This is a genomic window from Bacillus sp. 5mfcol3.1, assembly GCF_900114335.1.
Lineage (GTDB): Bacteria > Bacillota > Bacilli > Bacillales > Bacillaceae_G > Bacillus_A > Bacillus_A thuringiensis_S.
In genome coordinates, this window is the sequence record NZ_FOST01000004.1 from 112565 (window position 1) to 132296 (window position 19732).

A 19732-nucleotide genomic window follows, 5' to 3' on the forward strand; every position below is an offset into this window, starting at 1 on the left:
TCGTATACAATGCCTATAGTAATGTCGGTTTCTTAACATTTCCTTAACGACTTAACAAAAAAACACCGCTCGTAATGAGCGGTGTTTCTCTATGCTTTTTGTAATTGTAACTCTTCACGTTCCATTATTTTTCTTAATACAATTGTTTGTGTCATTGTAAATAAGTTACCAGTTATCCAGTACAACACAAGTCCTGATGGCGCCGCAAACCCCATAAATAGAATCATTGCCGGCATCATAATTTGCTGCATCTTTAGCATCTGTACTTGTTCTCCAGGTGTAATATTCGATTGGAAAACTTTCATCTGAATAAATGTCGTTAACGCTGCAATAATCGGTAATATATGATATGGATCTGCATGTCCTAGGTTCACCCATAAAAACGAAGATGTGCGAATCTCTTCCGTTCTGCTAATCGCATAATACAAAGCAGAGAAAATCGGCATTTGTATAAAAATTGGCCAACAACCAGCAAGTGGATTCCAACCGCCTGATTTCATTAGTTCTGACATTTCTTTTTGATACTGCTTTTGTTTTTCAAGATCTTTGCCTACATCACCGTACTTTTTCTTTAACTTCTGCAATTCAGGTTGCATTTTCTTCATTTTCGCTTGGCTGCGATATTGCGAAACAGCTAATGGAATCATTGCTGAACGAATAACGAGCGTCATAATAATGATAGCAATCCCAAAGCTAGCTCCAGGTATATGATGAGCAACAAATTGAATCATAAACGAGATTGGATATACAAAATAATGATCCCAAATCCCAGTACTATGTGCATCAATTGGGGCTGCATTACTGCAACCAGATAAAACAAAAACAAATAATAATGATAAACTAACGAGCACAGCTCGGTATGATTTTAACATGTTCATTCCTCCAATGTTTCGTAATTATTTAGCGAAACATTGGTGTATACGGACCGACCTCGTCATTCTCTTCACTTGATTCTTGTCTGCGTACAGAACGAATCATTCCATATTTATAAAAAATAGAAAATAGCGGTACATTTCCCGCACTATCTTCACATGTATCAACTAGCGCAAAAGCTCTTTGTCTACCGCTTGACGCTTGTTGACGCACAAAGCGAGAAACATTAGCAAGGAAGAAAACTTCTAATAAACAAAGTGCCGTCGTTACAAACGATATATATAGAATTGCATCCTGCAATAAAAATTCCATCGCTTCACATCCTTAATAAGGTCATTTTAGCACATTAGGCAAACATTCTCTATTTCCTTTTATTTTCAAAAAAAGTATTTTGCATATTTTCTCAAGAAAATAATAATTAAGAAACGTTGTATTCGCTTTCTTTAGTATATTCACGCACATCAATGAATAGGCTTGATTTATTAGAAATTTATAAAATTTTTGCATTATAATAAAACTATTGCCAGTTTTTGAAAAAACCTTTATTCTCTTCTTGTAATCAAAAATGAATATGGAGATGAAACATACTATGGGTCAACTAGGAGACGCCGATTACGTTCCCGACACCGCCTTTTTATCCTTCCCAGCAGCTAAAACATTTCACTTAGAATTTATGATACAGTTGGTTGTTATTTTTATAGCTTCTATTTTGTATGCAATTTCTATGAATATGTTTTTTATCCCGCATAACATGATTAGCGGTGGATTCGCTGGTGTAGGGATGATTATCGGTTATTTAATGCACTACAATATCGGTGCACTTATCTTTTTACTAAACATTCCTCTTCTTATTTTAAGTCACTTTTACTTAGGCAAGAAGACAACCTTTTTAACAGCTTACTTTGTAGCTGTATCATCGTTAGCGATGAACATTATCCCTGTACACCAGGTTTCAGACGATATTTTACTATCTTCTGTATTCGGTGGTGTAATCTGCGGAGCAGCTTCCGGAATCATATTCCGATTTGCTTCTTCAACAGGTGGCTTTGATGTTGTTGGATTGATTGTAGCGAAACATCGAGATATTTCAATTGGAGCAATCATCTTTGTATTCAACTTAGTCTTACTTGTTGCAGCAGGTTTTATTTTCGGATGGGATATTACACTTTATACGTTAATTAGCCGGTTTGTAGTCAGCAAAGTTATCGATGCTGTGCATACGAAACATATTAAATTAACGATAATGACAGTTACAGAAAAAGGTGAGGAAATAAAAAGCGCACTACTACATCACGGCATACGCGGGGTGACAATGGTAGACGCTGTCGGCGGCTATACAAACCATAAGAAAAAAATGATTTACACTGTCGTGACTCGCTATGAGTTAGGCGAAATGAAACGTATTATCCGTCAAGTGGATAACAAAGCATTTATGAACATTACTGAAACAGTTGAAATTGTCGGCCGTTTCAAACGCATATAAAAAAGGTTAATAAATTAAAGGGCATAACATATTAGTCATATATAATATGTTATGCCCTTTGTTATTCAACTCACGTACCTTTTAGCATAATAAAATCACTAAGTTTATTACTACAAATCGGAGGATAGCATCCCATATACAATACTATCTGTCCATTCATCTTTATTCCAAAAATCTTGTATGAAATGGGCTTCCTTTCTCATGCCTATTCGTTCACACAATTTTTGTGAAGCTGTATTACGTGCATCAAGATTAGCCTGTATACGATGTACATTAAATTCATTAAATAATTTCAATACCAAACTACTTACTGCTTCTGTCGCCAAACCTCTCCCAGCTACTTCATTTGAAAAACTATAACCAATCTCAACAGTGTCTTTCATATTTGTGTACCATACGGATAAATCACCAACTACTTTAGTTTTGTATATAACTGCCAAACTTAATATTGATTCTTTAGTAAGTACATTATTTGCTAACTTCTTATTAAATCTTTTCTGCATGTCTTCATGAGTCCACTTATTATGTAATAGGAACTTACATGTATCATCACTATTATAAATAACAAATACATCCTGTAAATCAGTACTCTTAAAAGGTCTAATTATTAATCTTTCTGTTGTGAACTCCAAGTTAGCTCTCCTCCCTTACATTCATACTATAAAACATTTTTTATAGTATTTAAGCCTCCTTCTTAGATCTCACCTTGATTACATATTTCATCATAATAAATTAAAATCCTTCTTCCACTAAACTGCACCGTTAATGGTATTTCCTTGCGCTTTTTATTTTTTACACTTATTACAAAATCAGATAATTCTATTATTATGTCCCTAAATGTGTTATAATGAAAGCAGACTCACAAAAAAAGAGTATATAGACTTGGAAGTTTCTCTTATTTTACAAGCAAAAAGAAACGAGCAGTCGGGTATATTTCAGACACCATACACGTAACGGTTTAAACAACCGATCATCTTAGTTACTCTTCAATGATCTTTTTATAAAAAGATACGTACAATTAAAACTCACTTCAATATACTATACCTACCTTTTTGACTTCCAAATCATCTTATTACATAAGGAGATGAACATATGAATCAATATATACGATATACAATAGCTGTCCTGTTTGCTATTATCGGCGGAACAATCTGCTTCTGGACAAACACTCAGCTTGGAGAGAATATCATCTTTAATGGAATCGAAACACTTGTAAGCGCTTCAATTTTAGGCGGATACATTTACTTCCTCTTTAATCCAGAAGAAAATGCTCAAAAAACAATGTTATTAACAATGATCGGAATCGTTGGTGGATGTATTTCCTACTCAATGACAAACTATACATTACCACTTCAATTAAGCTCAGCTTTCTTCCACGGTCTATGGACTTGGTTCATTGCATTCTGCTTAGCAGACGTATTCAACCTATTACAAGACAATGAAGAAGATAGCGGTCGCCAAATCGAAAGTAACTCTTAAGCTGGAAGATACTCTTCCAGCTTTTTTATGTTGGTTTGCATATCCCCGCATCACGATAAAAAGAAGTTACCCTCACGGCAACTTCTTTTCCATATACCCCACTTCGTATTCACTAAAATATATCAACGATTTTTCAAATATATCGATTGTTTCTCCACTTATATCAACGATTTTTTCATTATATCAACGCTTCGACACAAGATATCGATTTACCGACAACCTTCGACACTCAAAACGCACAACACACCCTATCCCCCAAGCAACTTACTGCCGAACTCTACGATTAAAAAGATAATTAATAGGATCGCGAGTATCTTTAATGCTACATATGCCACTTTAAAAACAACATAAATGAGCAAGACTATCAAAATAATTGATAAGATTTCCATATTTACTTCCTCCAAGCTTTGCTCTTCTTATCTCATTTTACTCGCCCTAGGCTGTTTATGGAACGGCATAAGATGACATATAAAAAAGAGGATACCTCACCCATCGTAAGATACCCTCTCTTTCAGCTGCTTAAACCATTCTCTTTCTAATTGTAAATATCCCATTTCACTCTTCTCGGCGCTCTTTAATTCTTGATCAGCTTTCTTCATATAAGTACGGGACGCTTCCATATTGCCCTCTACATATTTAATAATTCCTTGTGTACGGTAATATCCACTTAGGTCCATTTTTGTAATAGCCTTTGCATGTTCCTTTGCTTCTTGCAAAGAAAGACTATCCATCTGATAAAGGGCTTTATATAAAAGGTACCAACTATGAAAACTACTAACGAAAAACTTATTTTCTTTCGTTACAGGTAGTTGAACAATTCGTTCTATATACGGTATCGCTCTTTCCATCCCCTCTTGATCTGCACGAGCAAAAAAGACGAGCATAAGTCTACTCATTATCTCTCTTATCCCTTTATTCTCTTTTATTTTCTCCTCACTCAATTCTACTAATCTTTCATCCCAATCTTTCGGTCTTTTATAACTAAATAACTCACTCGATATTTGAATCTCATATAAGTGATTTCTAGCTCTTTCATCATCTTTAATTAAAATAAGAAATTGCATCCCATCACTCATAAGCATTCCTTTTATCGGCACAATTGTAACCACAAAGATTGCAAAATGGAAAAAGGAAAAATATAAAAGATATTGATAATAACTCACCATGTATATGTAACCGGAAGTAATACCAAATAGTAAACTCGTAATCGGTCCACCTAAAGTGAGCCACGCCCATTTTTTCGAAAGATTCGGTGTCTCTATAGAAGGTGGTACTAGTGTTGCAACGCCTCCAAAGTACGCCCATAATTTATTTTCTCGAATGCGTAATTTTCCCTTTTCTTTTTGAATAGTAATGGGTCCTACTGTCATAAATTTAAATGTTAAACCACCTATTACACCAAATACTACATGTCCTAGCTCATGAATGGCTAACACTAACAATGAAATTCCAACTATTGCCCATAGGTTCAAAATTACTTCTAATTTCCCAGTTCGGATTACTCCGTATAAAATGGACAGAATTAGCGCCACTGTCATTGAGCCAGCTGGCCTTCTTAAAATATCCACCTTTTTCTCCCCTTAATAAATCATTTTTCTCTGCATTTCGTACATGAACTTCCCGAGATGCAATATCCAAATAAATGAGATTAAACCAATTAACACAAAATCGATATCACTAGCAGCTGTATATATAACGGCAGCCCACCATACATATGCCAATATTGTATTCGTAAATTCATACGCTTTATATCCAGCCTCATGCACAATGTGCTTTAATCCTTCATCTGCATTTTTCGTCCACATTTTCATAGATTCCATATACGTTACACCTTGTTCAGGATATAGCTTGTTATAACGATTTTTTGTTATGAGTCCGATAGTTACTACAGTAGTTAAACAAACAATAGAAGCTACTAAATTCCACACCGCAAATGAAACATTTGTATCCTGCAACAGTGCACGTCTACATGTAATAACTGCATATACAAACCATGCCTGCGTAACTATATCACCTACACGTAAATATATACTTATAATGCCTAATTTTCTGCCTTGTACGCTCTCTTCTTCATCGCGTGCCTCTGCTAACATACGTGTATTCTTCCAAGTATAGTACATCATTAAAATTCCAAAAATAGTACATATACCTATAAATGTATTGGATGATAATTTTCTCGGTTCATCCGAGAGTAAATTTAAAGCTATATAAGACGTTAAAAAGCCTCCTATCATACTTAATGCTATTTTCCCCACAGAATCAAATTGTTTTTTTCGCTTACTCTTACTCTTCATCGTCCTCTTCCCCCTCTACTAACGTAAATATTTCCTCCACCGGTACATTGAAAATTTGTGCGATTTTTAACGACAATACGATAGATGGTGCATAATCCCCGCGCTCAATTAAACTAATCGTTTGCCGTGATGATCCAATCGCTTTCCCTAAATCCCCTTGTGATAAACGATGCTTTGCTCGCAATTCCCTCACTCGATTTTGAAGCTTCATGTCTTCCCTCTTTTTCATTTATTTAATTAAAATTGTAAATAATATCCTTATCTTTGTCAATTATAATTGTCATTACGACTATAATAATTGACAAGATACTTATTTCTTATCCTGTATCAAATTCCTATAAAGAATGTAAAATGTGCATTAAACATAGTCTTAAAAATAAAAAAGTCAGTGCTTTTGCACTGACTTCCTAAATTCTGACATAGAATGGATTTCATATTAACTTGCGTTTTGTAGTAATACTCGTTTTAACTGCTTACGGAAACGAATACCTAACGTAACTGCTACAATCACAATAACTCCAAAAATGATTTTACCGATATGACCTTCTAGCACTCCAAAGATATCATGTAAGTTTCCACCTAACCAGTAACCACCGATTAAGAAGAATGATACCCAAAATAGAGCGCCTGAATAAATTGTAATGGCAAAACGACGGAATGGTAAATTAATAATTCCTGCAAAGTATCCTGTGAAATGACGTACACCAGGAATAAAGAAACCAATAAAAATCAGGAAGTACCCATACTTATCAAACCACATTCTCGTTAAGTCAATTTTTCTTTGTGTTAAAAATACGTATTTCCCATACTTTTGAATGAAAGGCATACCTAATTTATTTCCTAAAAAGTATTGAATCGTCATTCCTACACTTGTCCCAATAAAGGATAGAATAATTAAAATCGGTAAACTTAAATCACCCTTATGTGCTAAAAATCCCGCATATGCTAACGTTGGCTCTCCCGGAAACGGAAGTGCAATATATTCTAACAGCAAACCTACAAGTACAACATAGTACCCGTATTGCTGAAATAATTCATGAATCCATTCCATGTCATCTCTCCTTTCAATCACGTACAACTTCTTACTATTATTGTATAAAAAAATTGTCGAAATAACTATCACAATAGCTTACATTTTTATTACATTTTTGTAAGGGTCACACTAATGATTTCCGTTCTTTATTAAGTAGCTAAAAGCATTTTTTAAGTCGAAATAACAAAAAGACGCATTAATAATATGCAAATTTTATCCATTTTTTAACACTGGAAAACCTTTCTTATTTTGTTCTCAATAAAAAACCACCACAAACTCATGCTAACTTCATATTAGCTTCATATACGTATTGTAAGATTATATCGGAATTTGTTGAAAAATTTAACTAATATATGACTAAGCATTAATTTGAATAAATATAAGTCGTTTTTCGAAATTGAAAAAAGGGTGAATACGAAATGGAAGCATATAAAATGCACGATTTTATTAATACAAATGTTGAATCTCATCAAAATGAAACCGTTTTTAATTTACACATATGTGAAACAAGTGAATTTGACGTAAGTTTAACAAAATCTACAACACTATCTTTTATCGTTTCAAAAAAGAATATTAAAATTGTCACGAAAAAATGGACTAACTCAAACCAAGAAAGCATGATTGGCAAAAGCTACATCATTCCAACGAAAGCTTTTCACTATTTCTTACCAATTATTTCTGAAAATGAAGATGAGCTAAATATTCAAGTTCAAAGTTTTGGACTACGTGGTGAGCTTTTATTAAACGAAAGATTACTTATTGATAAAAACAACAAACACAACAGCAAAATCACTACATTCTTTGAAACATTAGATGAAAATGTAAATAAAGCATTACGAGGATTACAACTTCATTGTATGTAAGACTATTACGATAGTAAAAGGAGAATAACAATGAAAAAATTATTATTAAGCGCACTATTATCATTAGGATTTTTAACTCTTCCATTCGCTAGCGCAGAGGCCGCTACAACGAAAGATCAATTAATCGTAGACACTCAGTTAAATAAAATGGATTATTATCAGGATGGAAAATTTATAAAAAGTTTTACTGTCGCTACTGGAAAAGCTGCAACGCCTACACCTAAAGGCACTTTTCAAATCGTAAATAAAATTAAAAACCGCCCTTATTATACAGGCAAAATTAAAGGCGGGGATCCACGTAATCCACTTGGTGACCGTTGGCTTGGATTAAATATGGCAGGAACTTACGGAACAACTTATGCGATTCACGGAACTAACAATAATCAAGCAATCGGCAAATGGACAACACTTGGTTGTATTCGTATGTATAATAATGATATACACTGGTTATTTGAGCGCGTTCAGCAGCAAGCTACTGTCACTGTCAAATAGCCTAAAAACAAGATTTATGTGTAGCCAAGAATTTTATGTCTTGGCTTATTTTATTTATTCATTTACAGTAGCAAAACAACTGTATTTACATATATAATAGGAATAGATTTGATTAGCTAATATCTAAACATTGATAAACGTAGATATTAAAATTATACAGTTATAATGTTTTATAAATTTTATAATACATACTATAATAGAACTACTGTAATTCTGAACTATTCAGTAACACTAAACTATTCCCCTTGCTACCTTCATGATTATTTTATAGCGGGGGCTTATTATATGTATAAACAATCTGAGTCACTCGAAAAATGATGAATTCGAATATTGCAGTAAAAAGCGTTATTTAGGAGGTGTTACTATGACGCATATACTGGTGATTGAAGACAACCCAGATATACAAGAACTTATTCGTGAATTTCTAATGGCACAAAACTTTACCGTTGATGTAGTTGGTGCTGGAACAGAAGGTATTCTTCTTTTCCAAAAAAATTCATATGATCTTGTCCTCCTCGATGTAATGTTACCAGATATAGATGGCTATAGTATTTGTAAAATTATGCGAGGACAATCTGATGTACCAATCATTATGTTAACAGGCTTACATAATGAAGAAAGTGAAATTAAAGGATTTGAGTTAGGTATTGATGACTATATTACGAAACCATTCCATTACACTGTATTTATTAAGCGTGTAGAGGCTGTATTAAGAAGGGCAGCAACGAAGGAAGCAGAAGCTGCAACTATACTACAATTCCATGAATTGATGTTAAACTCTACAGCATATGCAGCTTATGTTCATGGTAATCAAATTGAATTGACAACAAAAGAATTTGAAATTATTTATACTTTACTGCAAAATCGAGGAAAAGTATTATCAAGAAGTGATTTGTTGAATAAGGTATGGGGCTATGAACATTATGGTGATGTAAGAGTTATAGATACACATATTAAAAACTTAAGAAAAAAATTAGGAATTACTTATATTAAAACGGTGAAAGGTATTGGCTACAAAATCGAATCGTAGTAAAGACAACATCACCAAAAATATTTTCATCAAAACCTTATTATTTTGTATTCTTTTATCACTTTGTCTTTATCAAATTATTTACTTTCTAGCTTCAAACTACGATAAAGAACGTTTTGCGAAAGAAAATGGAACGCCGACTACAGAACAGGCGGATTCAGATAAGCAAAACGATCAAAGTAAAACGAATCAAAATAAAGCTGTGTCAGAAGGGAACATTTATAATTTCCAATCTTCTATTGTAGATTATAAATCTCTTTCTGCAGCTATCAATCACCTTTTGCAGCCTAGCCAAACTGCAAAAGCAAAAGAACATACACAAAACCTTTCGGGGAAAAATAGCACTTCTAATCAGCTTACAGAAGCAGAAAAGAAAGCCGCTAATAATGATGCCTTACATACACAAAATGCAGCAAGTAAAACAAATGATACAAATGATAATCCAAAGTTAGCAGATGCGTTGCAGCAGTTAGCTCCACAGGTTGGCGCGACAATGCTTGCATTATCTCTACTCGGATCTTTAATGTACGCAAAACTAATTGCTAAACCTTTTCAATATATGAGCGATGCTTTAAAAGATATTATGAATCTTGATTTCTCAGATAAAAAGCTACTTAACAAAAATACAGATCAAACAGATTTTAATTTGTCAGTAGCCGCTTCACAAGTACCAAATATTGTGAAGAATTTACATGAAAGCAATCAAGATTTAAGAAATGAGCTCAAGAAGGAACAACAATTAGAACAATCTCGTAAAGAATTTATGTCTATGGTATCCCATGAATTAAAAACACCCATCGCAGCCGTTATGGGACAACTAGATGGCATGATTCACGGAATTGGAGCTTATAAAGATAGAGATAAGTATTTGAAACGTTCCTACGAGATGATGCAAGACATTAACATATTAACGGAAAAAATGTCGGAATTATCCAAAATACAAAACCCTCAATTTAAACCGAATTTAGAAGTCATTTCTTTATCTAATATTATTGAGGATGTTATAAAGAAAGTAGATTACTTTGTATCTGTAAAACAATTAAATGTACAATCTAATATTAAACACGACGTACAAATTTTAGCTGATCCTAAATTTATTCAAACTGCTATTTTTAACATTATTTCAAATGCAATTCATTATACAATTGACCATCAGCACGTATATATAAAGCTTTATGAAAAACCAAACGGTTACGCATTAGAAGTATTGAATACAGGTTCACAAATTGATGAAGATAAACTTGCTCATTTATTTGAGCCTTTCTATCGCGCAAACCCTGATAAACACGGTTTAGTACAAGGTAGTGGTCTTGGATTATATATCGTGAAACAAATATTAGATAAACATCAGTTTCCTTACGGGATACAAAACACAGCTCAAGGTGTAAAATGCTCCATTGTATTCCCAAAAGCAATGTAACATTCACTATAATTACATACCCCAAACTCATACTTCATGTGTGAGTGGCGGAATTTTGTAGAGTGTCTTACTCTGTTTCGTTCGCCCGTTATCCTTATTTGGATAGCGGGCGTTTTTTATTACTTAAAAGGAGGATTTTTTATGGATAAGTTTAAATATTCATTGCTCGTTTTATTCGGTGCTTGCAGCTACGGCATACTTTCAACTATTTTCAAACTCGGATTCATAAATGGATTTTCAGCACATCAACTATTAGGGGGACAATATGTCTTCGGATGGATTGGACTATTTCTACTCGTTCTTTTCTTTTCACGTCATAAAGTAACAAAAAAACAATTCTTTTCATTACTAACCGTCGGAACAACAATGAGTATGACTGGGATTTTCTACGCTATTTCTGTAGAAGAACTACCCGCATCTATCGCTGTCGTCCTACTCTTTCAGTTCACTTGGATTGGTGTCATTATCGAAGCGATTGCAAATCGAACCTTTCCAAGCCGCGATAAGATCATATCTATCCTTATTTTATTTGCTGGTACATTGTTTGCAGGTGGTGTATTTGAAGGCCTCGGACAAAGTTTTTCTACGAAAGGGATTATCTTTGGACTATTAGCTGCAGTCTCTTTTTCATTCTATGTTTTTGCAAGCGGACGCGTTGCTACAGATGTTCCCCCTTATACGAAAAGCTTTCTCATGACAACAAGTGCGACTCTTATCGTATGTCTATTCTTCCCACCAACCTTTTTAACAGATGGTGCCCTCCAAGCCGGTCTATGGAAATATGCTTTCTTCCTCGGATTATTCGGCGTTGTTGTACCTGTCATTTGTTTTTCAATCGGTGTACCAAAGGTTGGAACAGGACTCGGTACAATATTAGGTGCAGCTGAATTACCAACTGCTATTATCGCTTCTATTACACTTGTACATGAAGTCGTAACATTCATGCAGTGGATTGGTATTATTTTTATATTGGTTGGGATTTTCACTCCTCAGCTGCTTACGGCTAGGAAAGAAAGGAAACACAATCGCGTGCATAGCGCTTGAAAAAATACAGAATTTATATAAAAGATATAACTGCAATTAAAATAAGTAAATTTATCTGGAGGTATAAATGACTATTTTAAGCATCATATTTTTTGCTATTATGTGTATCTTCTTCCTAATAAGATATATGAAAGAAAAGAAATTTTACGATTTACTTCTCATTCCCGTTTGTATATATGCAGGAGCAGTGAAAACTCCTTTCGTAGAGTACTTAAACTTTAATACTACATTTAAAATAACGTATGATATTGCAGCTATTATTCTTGTAATCCTTGCCGTACTTTTCTTTTTGAAAGATAAGAAAGAGAATCATACTGCATAACAAAAGACCTTTCATTTACTTGAAAGGTCTTTTTCTATATTTCACTTTACCGCTCCATATAGCTTCCCTACCTCATGCTCAATTTGTTTTACATCGATTCGCTCAAATAGTGGCTGCACGCTATCAATTCTACTTGGCAACGTATTTTGCGGTTCCCAATTTCGTTTAATAATCGACAATGTGCTTCTAACTCTTTCACTTGAAAATGGTAAAAACGGTTCAAGGAGATTTGCAAAATTAGCGATAAGATACACACAGTTATAAATCGTTTCTTCACACGAAACTGGATCATCTTCTCTTTGTTTCCAAGGCTGCTTTTCATCAAAATATTTATTTGCAAAACGTACTGCATCAAATATTGTTTCTAGCGCCACCTTAAATTTAGTTTGCTCAATCGCCTCTCCTACACGCTTATATAATCCTTCTACTTTATCTTTCAGCTCTATATCAATAGTCCCCTTTGGTACAGTGCCATCATAATATTTTTCAATAAACTTTAATGTGCGGTTCACGAAGTTTCCATATGCTCCTAACAATTCACTATTATGACTGTAAACAAATTCACGCCATGAAAAATCAGTGTCACGATTTTCTGGTGCATTTACTGTTAAGAAGTAACGGATAGAATCTGGATCATAGCGTTCTAATATGTCAGGCACCCATACTGCCCAGTTTTTACTTGTAGATAATTTTCTTTTTTCAACTGTTAAATATTCATTCGAAACGATATGACGCGGGATTGCTTCTTCCCCTATTCCAAGTAATACCGCTGGCCAAATGACGGAGTGAAATGGAATATTATCCTTGCCGTGTACATAATATGTTTGCGCATCGCTATTCCAAAACTCTTGATCATCTTTTCCTGTTTCTTCAGCCCAATGTTTACTCGCTGAATAATATCCTGCCACTGCTTCAATCCATACGTAAATTTTTTTATCTTCATACCCTTTCACTGGAATTGATACCCCGATTGGTAAATCTCTTGATACAGCCCTATCTTGTAACCCTTCCTTTACATATCTTTCCGTTAATTGAATTGCATTATCACGCCATGTTCCTTTTTCTTTTGCGATTTCTACAACTTTTTTAATTTGCTCCTGAAATGTATGCAATGCAAAATAGAAATGCTCTGTTTCCTCTACAGATGGCGTACTACCACATAACTTACATTTCTTTTCTAACAAATCAAGAGGATCTAAAATAGCAGAACAAGCATCGCATTGATCTCCTCTTGCTGCTTCATGGCAATATGGACATATTCCTTCTACATAACGATCCGGTAAAAACTGCGTACACGTTTCACAATACGCTTGTTCCACTGTTTTTTTATAAATATAGCCTTCTTCTAATAAACGTAAAAAAACTTTTTGAACAGTTTCATGATGATGCTCGCTATCGGTACGTGTATAGCAATCATACGTAAAACCGAGATCACGAAAACATCGCTGAAATTCTTCATGATACTTATTAGCAATTTCTTTTGCTGTCACACCTTCTTGTTTTGCTCTAATTGCAATCGGTGTTCCATTGCAGTCACTCCCTGAAACATACAGCACATTCTCACCTTTTGCCCTGTAATAACGCGCTAAAATATCTCCAGGTAATAAACTCGCAATATGGCCAAGGTGTAACGAACCATTTGCATACGGCCAAGCGCCTCCAATAAAAATACTCATCTTATATTCCTCCTTTAAAATATAAAAAGCCCCGCCCCTATCTTAAAAAAGATAAGGGCGGGGCTGTATAAACAGTCGCGGTACCACCTTATTTCGCCAATCACTCACATAATTAACCTTAACAAGTACGGAGCTCTATGCTCTTATACTGTGGTTTTGATAACGAGTACCAACTCTCGTCGCCGCCTACTATTATCATTTGATAAGTTCAGGACGAAGCTCAAAGGCCATTGTTCAAATGAATATTCTTGCTTCTTCTCAGCTACCGAAGCTCTCTGGAAAGAATGTGTTCATCCTACTTTTCCTTTTCAACGCTTTTACGTATAACAAGTATTTTACGACTTAATCACAGAAAAATCAAACTTTTATCCAGAACGAAAAGGAAATCCCATCCTCCCGCCGAATACCTATACGTTCACAAAAGGAGTGATAACATTGAACCAAAAACAACTAAGCACTATAAATGAAAAAAGCTGGAATACAGCTGCTTATGAAGCTTGGACGAATCGCCATGGGGCACCGGAGGATTATGCGAAAAAAATCATGGAAGATCCCACACGCGAAGTAGCACATTATTTACCTTACATACAATCTCCAAAAGGAAAATGTATTATTAATTTACTCGGCTCAAAAGGAAATAAAGCTGTTGCTCTCGCCCTTTTAGGCTCTGACGTAACAGTTGTTGATATTTCAGCAAGTAATGCAAAATATGCAAATGAACTTGCTGCCGCCGCAGACGTCTCTATTCATTACATCGTTTCTGATGTACTAGATGTAAATCTCTCCAAATCATTTGATATCGTATTACTGGAGCTTGGTGTACTTCATTACTTTCTAGATTTAAAACCACTTTTCAAAAAAATTTCTCAACTACTAAAGCCAGGTGGAATACTTATCCTTCGCGATTACCATCCAATATACACAAAGCTATTAGGAGTAGACCATCCATCATTTCGAGCAAGTGGAAATTATTTCGATGAAGAATTAATTGAAGATGATGTTGCTTATAGCATCCTTCTTACAGAAGCACAGAAAGAATCGCTACCTAAAACAACCATCCGTCGCTGGACGCTAGGAGAAATCATTACAACACTTGCGGAAGAACGTTTTAAAATTGAAAAACTAGTTGAAGAACATGGATCTCATCAAAGATGGGTCTTCCCTTCTACTGCACCAGAAGGAATCGAAGAACGTATCCCTGGTCTATATACAATAATTGCGACAGCATGCAAAAAAGGATCCCTTCACGGATAGGATCCTTTTTGCATGCTCACGCATATAAGTTGAGGTTGGAGATTACCATAATTCTGTAGAATAGGACACAAGATATTTCAACATTTCGTCTCTGACTTACGTCGTCAAAAAGGGGTATGACCAACATAACGAAGAGTAATGTTTTTAGTTGATACTGATAATCGTTATCAACTAATTAGAAGTATACATGATGTCATTTCAAATTTCAATAGCATTTCTAATATTTATTTATGAATTTTATGATATGCAAATGTATACATTTTAAGAACTTTTTCTAATACCAATCTGACTCCTTCCATTATCTGCTATAATTTTTATTGAACAGATTAATAACTTCATAATAATGTTTTTATTAATTTCGTTTTAAATATCTATAAATCATAATAAATAGTTTAAATAAGGGTAGGGGTAACGATGAAATATGTTAGTATTCGAAAAAAACTACTGTTCACACTCTTAAGCATTTCTTCTTTATTTAGCATTGCTCTTATTGTTATTCTTTCATTCGCCATGAATCAAGCAAGTGAAATCGAAACGTTAAAAAATGATGTATCGAAAAGAGCGACGATTTTAAAAGAACGTGGCGATTGGTTCCAAGGACAAGTTGCTGGTTTACAAGAATATTTGCTATCACATGATCAAAAAGGATTAGATAAGTTCAACCGAGAAGGGAAAAAATTAGCTGATACTAGAGAGAAAGTAACAAGTGACAAAAAGCTCCCAGAAGGAATGAAAGAAGCCATTTTAATGGGAGGAAAATGGCGTAGCGTCATAGATAATGAGGTACTCCCTCTTGCGCGTGAAGGAAAATGGGACGAAGCATCTAGAATTGCTTTAGCACAAACAGATTATGTAAATGATCTTTTAGGTCGTTTTAATAAATATACAAATGAAGAAAATGAGAAACGTGACGCATTAATTGCTGATGTCGAGTCTTCTTCATCACTTATTCAATATATTATTTTCTTCTCACTCATTACATGTACATTAACGTCTATTTTATTAGCATGGTGGTTCTCTGGTAAACTCGTTAAACCAATTCGACAAATTGATGAGAAGTTAAAAGAATTAGCTTCTCAAGATGGAGATTTAACGGCTAGATTACACGTAACGAGTAAAGATGAAATTGGTGACATTGCAAATTCCTTTAATCAAATGCTCACTAACTTACAGCATATAATAAAACAAGTTCAACAAACATCAACAAGTGTAAAAGAAGCTTCCGAAAATGTATTTATTGAAACAACCGCTTCTATGGAAAATACCGCAAGGACCCAAGAAACTATGAATGCTCTTGAACACAATATTCGTTCACAAGTTTCTAGCATTGAAGAAAGTTCAACCGCAATGGATGACATGGCAACGAGTGTTCAGCGTATCGCTGAGTCCGCCTCTTCTGTTACTAGTTTAGCTGTCACAACTTCAGAAAAAGCAGATAATGGGAATAAAGTCATTGAGAAATCTATTACACAAATGCATACAATTAACGAAGCCGTTAACGCTACATCACAAGTAGTTGAGCGACTCATTACACATACAAATCATATCGATACTGCACTTCAATCTATTTCGAATATCGCCGAACAAACAAATTTACTTGCTTTAAATGCTTCTATTGAAGCAGCTCGTGCTGGTGAACACGGAAAAGGATTCGCTGTTGTTGCCGATGAAGTTAGAAAACTTGCTGAACAATCTCAACTAGCCGCAACTGACATTAACCATTTACTGCATCAAATTCAAACTGATACAAAAATAGCAAATGACATGATGACACAAGGTCAAGCAGAGGCTTCTGAAGGAATTACGGTTATTCGTACCGCTGGATCTTCATTCTCAGAAATTGTTAACCACATTAACAAAGTCTCTACGCAAATGCAAGAAATGTCTGCAACTGCTGAAGAGATGGCTGCAAGCTCTGAAGAAATGAACGCAGCTTTAAATAATATCGCTTCTATTTCAAACGAAGTTGCTGCAGAAACATCACAAACAGCACATTCGGCTGGTGATCAAGTAAACAAAATGAGTATCGTGGCTAACAAATCATCTGAAATGAAAACAATCGTACAAGAACTTGAAGTTCTCGTTTCTCATTTCAAAACAAACGCTTAAAGTGAAAATGACACAAGCTCAAAGGTATAAGAAAGAAAGTTTTACAGTCTCTCTTTTTTCACTTTAAAATATCTCTTTCTATCTCTCATTCCGTCTGCTATAATTCCTAAAGGAAATAAGAAAGCTTTATTCCAACTGGAGTAAAGCTTTCTTTCAATTTTTTACATTAATTAATTCTAATACTAAGATTTCACAAAGGAGGCTTTTTATCATATGAATTTTGTAAGTATCAGAAAAAAACTTATGTTCATGATGGGAACGATTTGCGCTTTATTCGGTATCGCCTTAGCATTTATTTTATTTTTTGCTATTGACCAATCTCGTAAAGCTGAAACATTACAAAAAGAAATTTCTCCACTGGCAACAGAATTAAAAGAGCGTGGAGACGCTTATCAAGTACAGCTCTCTGCTCTAAGAGGTTATTTACTACAACATGATCAAGTCGAATTAGACAAGTTTAATGAGATGAGTAAACGTCTTGAGGATTCAAAAGATAAACTTCTTTCTAATCCAAATGCTTCTTCGTCCGTAAAAAGCACAATGGAATTAGGGTCTACTTGGAGAAAGTTCGTTGAAGAAAAAGTATTCACTCTTGCAAAAGAACAAAAATGGGAAGAAGCTTTACAAGTAGCTTCTTCAGAGAACGGAACTGTCTATAAAGTAATTGGTGACTTCACAAATTACAGTAATGAACAAGCTAAATTACGTGAACAATCTATTGAAAAAATTGACCAATCTGCACTCTTAATCGAATATGTTATTTTCTTATCACTTGTTATTTGTATTGTCGCTGCAATTATTCTTGCATGGTGGTTCTCTGGTAAACTTGTGAAACCAATTCAACAAATTGACACGAAGCTAAAAGAATTAGCCTCTCAAGAAGGTGACTTAACGGCACGTCTACAAGTAAATAGCAACGATGAAATCGGTGCTATCGCAACATCATTTAATAAAATGTTAGAAAACCTACAACATATCATTAATCGTGTTCAAAAAACATCAGTGGAAGTACAAACTGCTTCTGAAAATATGCTAGAAAAAACGAATACATCACGTGAGGCGACAGTAAGAGTCCAAAGCTCGATGTCTAACTTAAATGCAAGTATTCAATCACAAACTTCTAGTATGGAAGAAAGTTCAACTGCAATGGACGATATGGCAGTAAGTGTTCAGCGTATTGCTGAATCTGCTTCATCTGTAGCGGAACTTGCTGTTGCCACATCTGAACATGCTAGCGATGGAAGTACCGTTATCCAAAAATCTGTTTCACAAATGACAACGATACACGAAGCTGTAAATGCTACGTCAGAAGTGGTTGAACGTCTAATCACTCATACGAAATATATTGATACTGCTGTACAATCTATTTCTAATATTGCTGAGCAAACAAACTTACTTGCTTTAAATGCTTCTATTGAGGCAGCTCGTGCTGGCGAGCAAGGAAAAGGATTTGCTGTCGTAGCTGACGAAGTTCGAAAACTTGCTGAACAATCTAAAACAGCTGCAACAGACATTAATCAATTACTACATCAAATTCAAAATGATACAGAAACTGCTAGCTCTATGATGTCTCAAGGCCGTTCTGAAGCATTTGAAGGCATTAATGTTATTCGTGAAGCTGGTACTTCTTTCTCAACAATTGTAGAACAAGTAAATAAAGTATCTACTCAGATGCAAGATATATCAGCAACTGCTGAAGAGATGGCTGCAAGTGCTGAAGAAATGAACGCTTCACTTAATAACATCGCTTCTATCTCGACTGAAGTATCCAGCGAAACTGCCGCAACGGCACAATCTGCTGAAAAAAAAGTTATCGTTATGAATGAAATGGCAGTAACTGCTGGAAAAATGAAACAAACAGTTGAAGAGTTAGATCAACTCGTATCTCATTTTAAAACAGAATAGATTTTCAAAAAAATATCCCCCTTTCAAAGAGGGATATTTTTTTGAGCTCATTTCCTGCACATTATACTCATTTCCGTTATAATGAGAATCGATATCATTAAATTGTAGGAGGGGCTGCTTATGTCACAAGAAGCATTTGAAAATAAATTATTTGCCAATTTAGAAGCTGTTATTGACCCTGAACTAGGTGTTGATATCGTTAATCTTGGATTAGTGTATGATGTTACAGCAAATGAAAATAATAATGCTGTCATTACGATGACTATGACTTCTATCGGTTGTCCAATGGCTGGGCAAATCGTATCAGACGTTAAAAAAGTATTATCAACGAACGTACCTGAAGTTAATGAAATAGAAGTAAATGTCGTTTGGAATCCACCGTGGTCGAAAGAACGTATGTCACGTATGGCGAAAATCGCATTAGGCATTCGCGACTAGCGGGATAAAGAAAAAAA

21 protein-coding genes and 1 other annotated feature are annotated in these 19732 nt (G+C 34.7%); of the genes, 12 read left to right on the forward strand and 9 right to left on the reverse strand.

Annotated features, from left to right (window positions below; all coding sequences use genetic code 11):
• Window positions 1–89: 89 nt before the first annotated feature.
• Window positions 90–872 (reverse strand): membrane protein insertase YidC, encoded by a 783-nt coding sequence (gene yidC / locus BM089_RS21745; RefSeq protein WP_090978075.1) that lies wholly within the window; start codon window positions 870–872, stop codon window positions 90–92.
• Window positions 873–900: 28 nt separating this feature from the next.
• Window positions 901–1185 (reverse strand): hypothetical protein, encoded by a 285-nt coding sequence (locus tag BM089_RS21750; RefSeq protein ID WP_000394930.1) that lies wholly within the window; start codon window positions 1183–1185, stop codon window positions 901–903.
• Between the two features lie 277 nt (window positions 1186–1462).
• On the opposite strand from BM089_RS21750, the gene BM089_RS21755 reads away from it, so the two are divergent.
• On the forward strand, window positions 1463–2356 hold the full coding sequence (locus BM089_RS21755) for a YitT family protein (protein ID WP_000530043.1): 894 nt from the start codon (window positions 1463–1465) through the stop codon (window positions 2354–2356).
• 110 nt (window positions 2357–2466) lie between these two features.
• Here BM089_RS21755 and BM089_RS21760 read toward each other — a convergent pair whose 3' ends face one another.
• Window positions 2467–2988 (reverse strand): GNAT family N-acetyltransferase, encoded by a 522-nt coding sequence (locus tag BM089_RS21760; RefSeq protein WP_000397315.1) that lies wholly within the window; start codon window positions 2986–2988, stop codon window positions 2467–2469.
• Window positions 2989–3448: 460 nt separating this feature from the next.
• Between BM089_RS21760 and BM089_RS21765 the strand changes: the two genes are divergently transcribed.
• Window positions 3449–3835 carry a DUF3938 domain-containing protein gene (locus tag BM089_RS21765; RefSeq protein ID WP_001077773.1) on the forward strand — a complete coding sequence of 129 codons (387 nt, stop codon included), beginning with the start codon at window positions 3449–3451 and terminating at the stop codon, window positions 3833–3835.
• A 248-nt stretch (window positions 3836–4083) separates the two neighbouring features.
• Here the strand turns inward: BM089_RS21765 and BM089_RS21775 are convergent, their stop codons facing one another.
• From BM089_RS21775 to BM089_RS21795, 5 genes are all read right to left on the reverse strand, one after another.
• Window positions 4084–4224, reverse strand: a complete 141-nt coding sequence (locus BM089_RS21775) for a DUF3985 family protein (RefSeq protein WP_000404758.1) — start codon at window positions 4222–4224, stop codon at window positions 4084–4086.
• 96 nt (window positions 4225–4320) lie between these two features.
• Window positions 4321–5373, reverse strand: coding sequence for a zinc metalloprotease (locus BM089_RS21780; RefSeq protein ID WP_053565466.1), 1053 nt, complete (start codon window positions 5371–5373; stop codon window positions 4321–4323).
• Between the two features lie 42 nt (window positions 5374–5415).
• Entirely contained in the window at window positions 5416–6129 is a 714-nt protein-coding gene (locus BM089_RS21785; protein ID WP_075719344.1) for a DUF3169 family protein, read from the reverse strand.
• Window positions 6119–6340 carry a helix-turn-helix transcriptional regulator gene (locus tag BM089_RS21790; RefSeq protein WP_000776168.1) on the reverse strand — a complete coding sequence of 74 codons (222 nt, stop codon included), beginning with the start codon at window positions 6338–6340 and terminating at the stop codon, window positions 6119–6121. The genes BM089_RS21785 and BM089_RS21790 overlap by 11 nt, the downstream gene beginning before the upstream one ends.
• Before the next feature lie 225 nt (window positions 6341–6565).
• The gene (locus BM089_RS21795; RefSeq protein WP_000454754.1) at window positions 6566–7180 is read right to left on the reverse strand and encodes a DedA family protein; all 615 of its coding nucleotides are present in this window, start codon (window positions 7178–7180) and stop codon (window positions 6566–6568) included.
• A 401-nt stretch (window positions 7181–7581) separates the two neighbouring features.
• On the opposite strand from BM089_RS21795, the gene BM089_RS21800 reads away from it, so the two are divergent.
• The 6 genes from BM089_RS21800 (at window position 7582) to BM089_RS21825 (ending at window position 12333) form a co-directional block, all read left to right on the forward strand.
• A complete protein-coding gene (locus BM089_RS21800) occupies window positions 7582–8025 on the forward strand; it encodes a DUF3978 family protein (RefSeq protein WP_000388762.1) in 444 nt (147 codons plus the stop codon).
• 30 nt (window positions 8026–8055) lie between these two features.
• Complete coding sequence (locus tag BM089_RS21805) at window positions 8056–8517, forward strand: L,D-transpeptidase (protein WP_000735058.1); 462 nt, start codon at window positions 8056–8058, stop codon at window positions 8515–8517.
• Between the two features lie 364 nt (window positions 8518–8881).
• Window positions 8882–9547 carry a response regulator transcription factor gene (locus BM089_RS21810; RefSeq protein WP_000148834.1) on the forward strand — a complete coding sequence of 222 codons (666 nt, stop codon included), beginning with the start codon at window positions 8882–8884 and terminating at the stop codon, window positions 9545–9547.
• Window positions 9525–10967: a sensor histidine kinase gene (locus BM089_RS21815; protein ID WP_090978079.1), complete on the forward strand. Its 1443-nt coding sequence runs from the start codon at window positions 9525–9527 to the stop codon at window positions 10965–10967. Before BM089_RS21810 ends, BM089_RS21815 begins: the two co-directional genes overlap by 23 nt.
• A gap of 141 nt (window positions 10968–11108) precedes the next feature.
• Entirely contained in the window at window positions 11109–12011 is a 903-nt protein-coding gene (locus tag BM089_RS21820) for an EamA family transporter (protein WP_000357148.1), read from the forward strand.
• A gap of 67 nt (window positions 12012–12078) precedes the next feature.
• On the forward strand, window positions 12079–12333 hold the full coding sequence (locus tag BM089_RS21825) for a hypothetical protein (RefSeq protein WP_000154123.1): 255 nt from the start codon (window positions 12079–12081) through the stop codon (window positions 12331–12333).
• 41 nt (window positions 12334–12374) lie between these two features.
• Here BM089_RS21825 and metG read toward each other — a convergent pair whose 3' ends face one another.
• Window positions 12375–14009, reverse strand: a complete 1635-nt coding sequence (gene metG / locus BM089_RS21830; protein WP_090978081.1) for a methionine--tRNA ligase — start codon at window positions 14007–14009, stop codon at window positions 12375–12377.
• 50 nt (window positions 14010–14059) lie between these two features.
• Window positions 14060–14330, reverse strand: a binding site (T-box leader).
• A 114-nt stretch (window positions 14331–14444) separates the two neighbouring features.
• On the opposite strand from metG, the gene BM089_RS21835 reads away from it, so the two are divergent.
• From BM089_RS21835 to BM089_RS21850, 4 genes are all read left to right on the forward strand, one after another.
• On the forward strand, window positions 14445–15263 hold the full coding sequence (locus BM089_RS21835) for a class I SAM-dependent methyltransferase (protein ID WP_075718585.1): 819 nt from the start codon (window positions 14445–14447) through the stop codon (window positions 15261–15263).
• A gap of 414 nt (window positions 15264–15677) precedes the next feature.
• Window positions 15678–17372, forward strand: coding sequence for a methyl-accepting chemotaxis protein (locus BM089_RS21840; protein ID WP_016513202.1), 1695 nt, complete (start codon window positions 15678–15680; stop codon window positions 17370–17372).
• A 213-nt stretch (window positions 17373–17585) separates the two neighbouring features.
• Window positions 17586–19277: a methyl-accepting chemotaxis protein gene (locus BM089_RS21845; RefSeq protein WP_001012193.1), complete on the forward strand. Its 1692-nt coding sequence runs from the start codon at window positions 17586–17588 to the stop codon at window positions 19275–19277.
• Window positions 19278–19397: 120 nt separating this feature from the next.
• Window positions 19398–19715 carry a metal-sulfur cluster assembly factor gene (locus BM089_RS21850; RefSeq protein ID WP_090978083.1) on the forward strand — a complete coding sequence of 106 codons (318 nt, stop codon included), beginning with the start codon at window positions 19398–19400 and terminating at the stop codon, window positions 19713–19715.
• Window positions 19716–19732 lie beyond the last annotated feature (17 nt).

Excerpts from the sequence above, each read along its gene's own strand:
- BM089_RS21785 (WP_075719344.1), bottom strand. The coding sequence starts at position 6,129 with ATGAAGAGTAAGAGTAAGCGAAAAAAACAATTTGATTCTGTGGGGAAA.
- BM089_RS21800 (WP_000388762.1), top strand. The coding sequence starts at position 7,582 with ATGGAAGCATATAAAATGCACGATTTTATTAATACAAATGTTGAATCT.
- BM089_RS21850 (WP_090978083.1), top strand. The coding sequence starts at position 19,398 with ATGTCACAAGAAGCATTTGAAAATAAATTATTTGCCAATTTAGAAGCT.
- BM089_RS21805 (WP_000735058.1), top strand. The coding sequence starts at position 8,056 with ATGAAAAAATTATTATTAAGCGCACTATTATCATTAGGATTTTTAACT.
- BM089_RS21825 (WP_000154123.1), top strand. The coding sequence starts at position 12,079 with ATGACTATTTTAAGCATCATATTTTTTGCTATTATGTGTATCTTCTTC.
- BM089_RS21810 (WP_000148834.1), top strand. The coding sequence starts at position 8,882 with ATGACGCATATACTGGTGATTGAAGACAACCCAGATATACAAGAACTT.
- BM089_RS21750 (WP_000394930.1), bottom strand. The coding sequence starts at position 1,185 with ATGGAATTTTTATTGCAGGATGCAATTCTATATATATCGTTTGTAACG.
- BM089_RS21765 (WP_001077773.1), top strand. The coding sequence starts at position 3,449 with ATGAATCAATATATACGATATACAATAGCTGTCCTGTTTGCTATTATC.
- BM089_RS21840 (WP_016513202.1), top strand. The coding sequence starts at position 15,678 with ATGAAATATGTTAGTATTCGAAAAAAACTACTGTTCACACTCTTAAGC.
- BM089_RS21820 (WP_000357148.1), top strand. The coding sequence starts at position 11,109 with ATGGATAAGTTTAAATATTCATTGCTCGTTTTATTCGGTGCTTGCAGC.
- BM089_RS21790 (WP_000776168.1), bottom strand. The coding sequence starts at position 6,340 with ATGAAGCTTCAAAATCGAGTGAGGGAATTGCGAGCAAAGCATCGTTTA.
- BM089_RS21780 (WP_053565466.1), bottom strand. The coding sequence starts at position 5,373 with ATGACAGTGGCGCTAATTCTGTCCATTTTATACGGAGTAATCCGAACT.
- metG (WP_090978081.1), bottom strand. The coding sequence starts at position 14,009 with ATGAGTATTTTTATTGGAGGCGCTTGGCCGTATGCAAATGGTTCGTTA.
- BM089_RS21795 (WP_000454754.1), bottom strand. The coding sequence starts at position 7,180 with ATGGAATGGATTCATGAATTATTTCAGCAATACGGGTACTATGTTGTA.
- yidC (WP_090978075.1), bottom strand. The coding sequence starts at position 872 with ATGTTAAAATCATACCGAGCTGTGCTCGTTAGTTTATCATTATTATTT.
- BM089_RS21845 (WP_001012193.1), top strand. The coding sequence starts at position 17,586 with ATGAATTTTGTAAGTATCAGAAAAAAACTTATGTTCATGATGGGAACG.
- BM089_RS21755 (WP_000530043.1), top strand. The coding sequence starts at position 1,463 with ATGGGTCAACTAGGAGACGCCGATTACGTTCCCGACACCGCCTTTTTA.
- BM089_RS21775 (WP_000404758.1), bottom strand. The coding sequence starts at position 4,224 with ATGGAAATCTTATCAATTATTTTGATAGTCTTGCTCATTTATGTTGTT.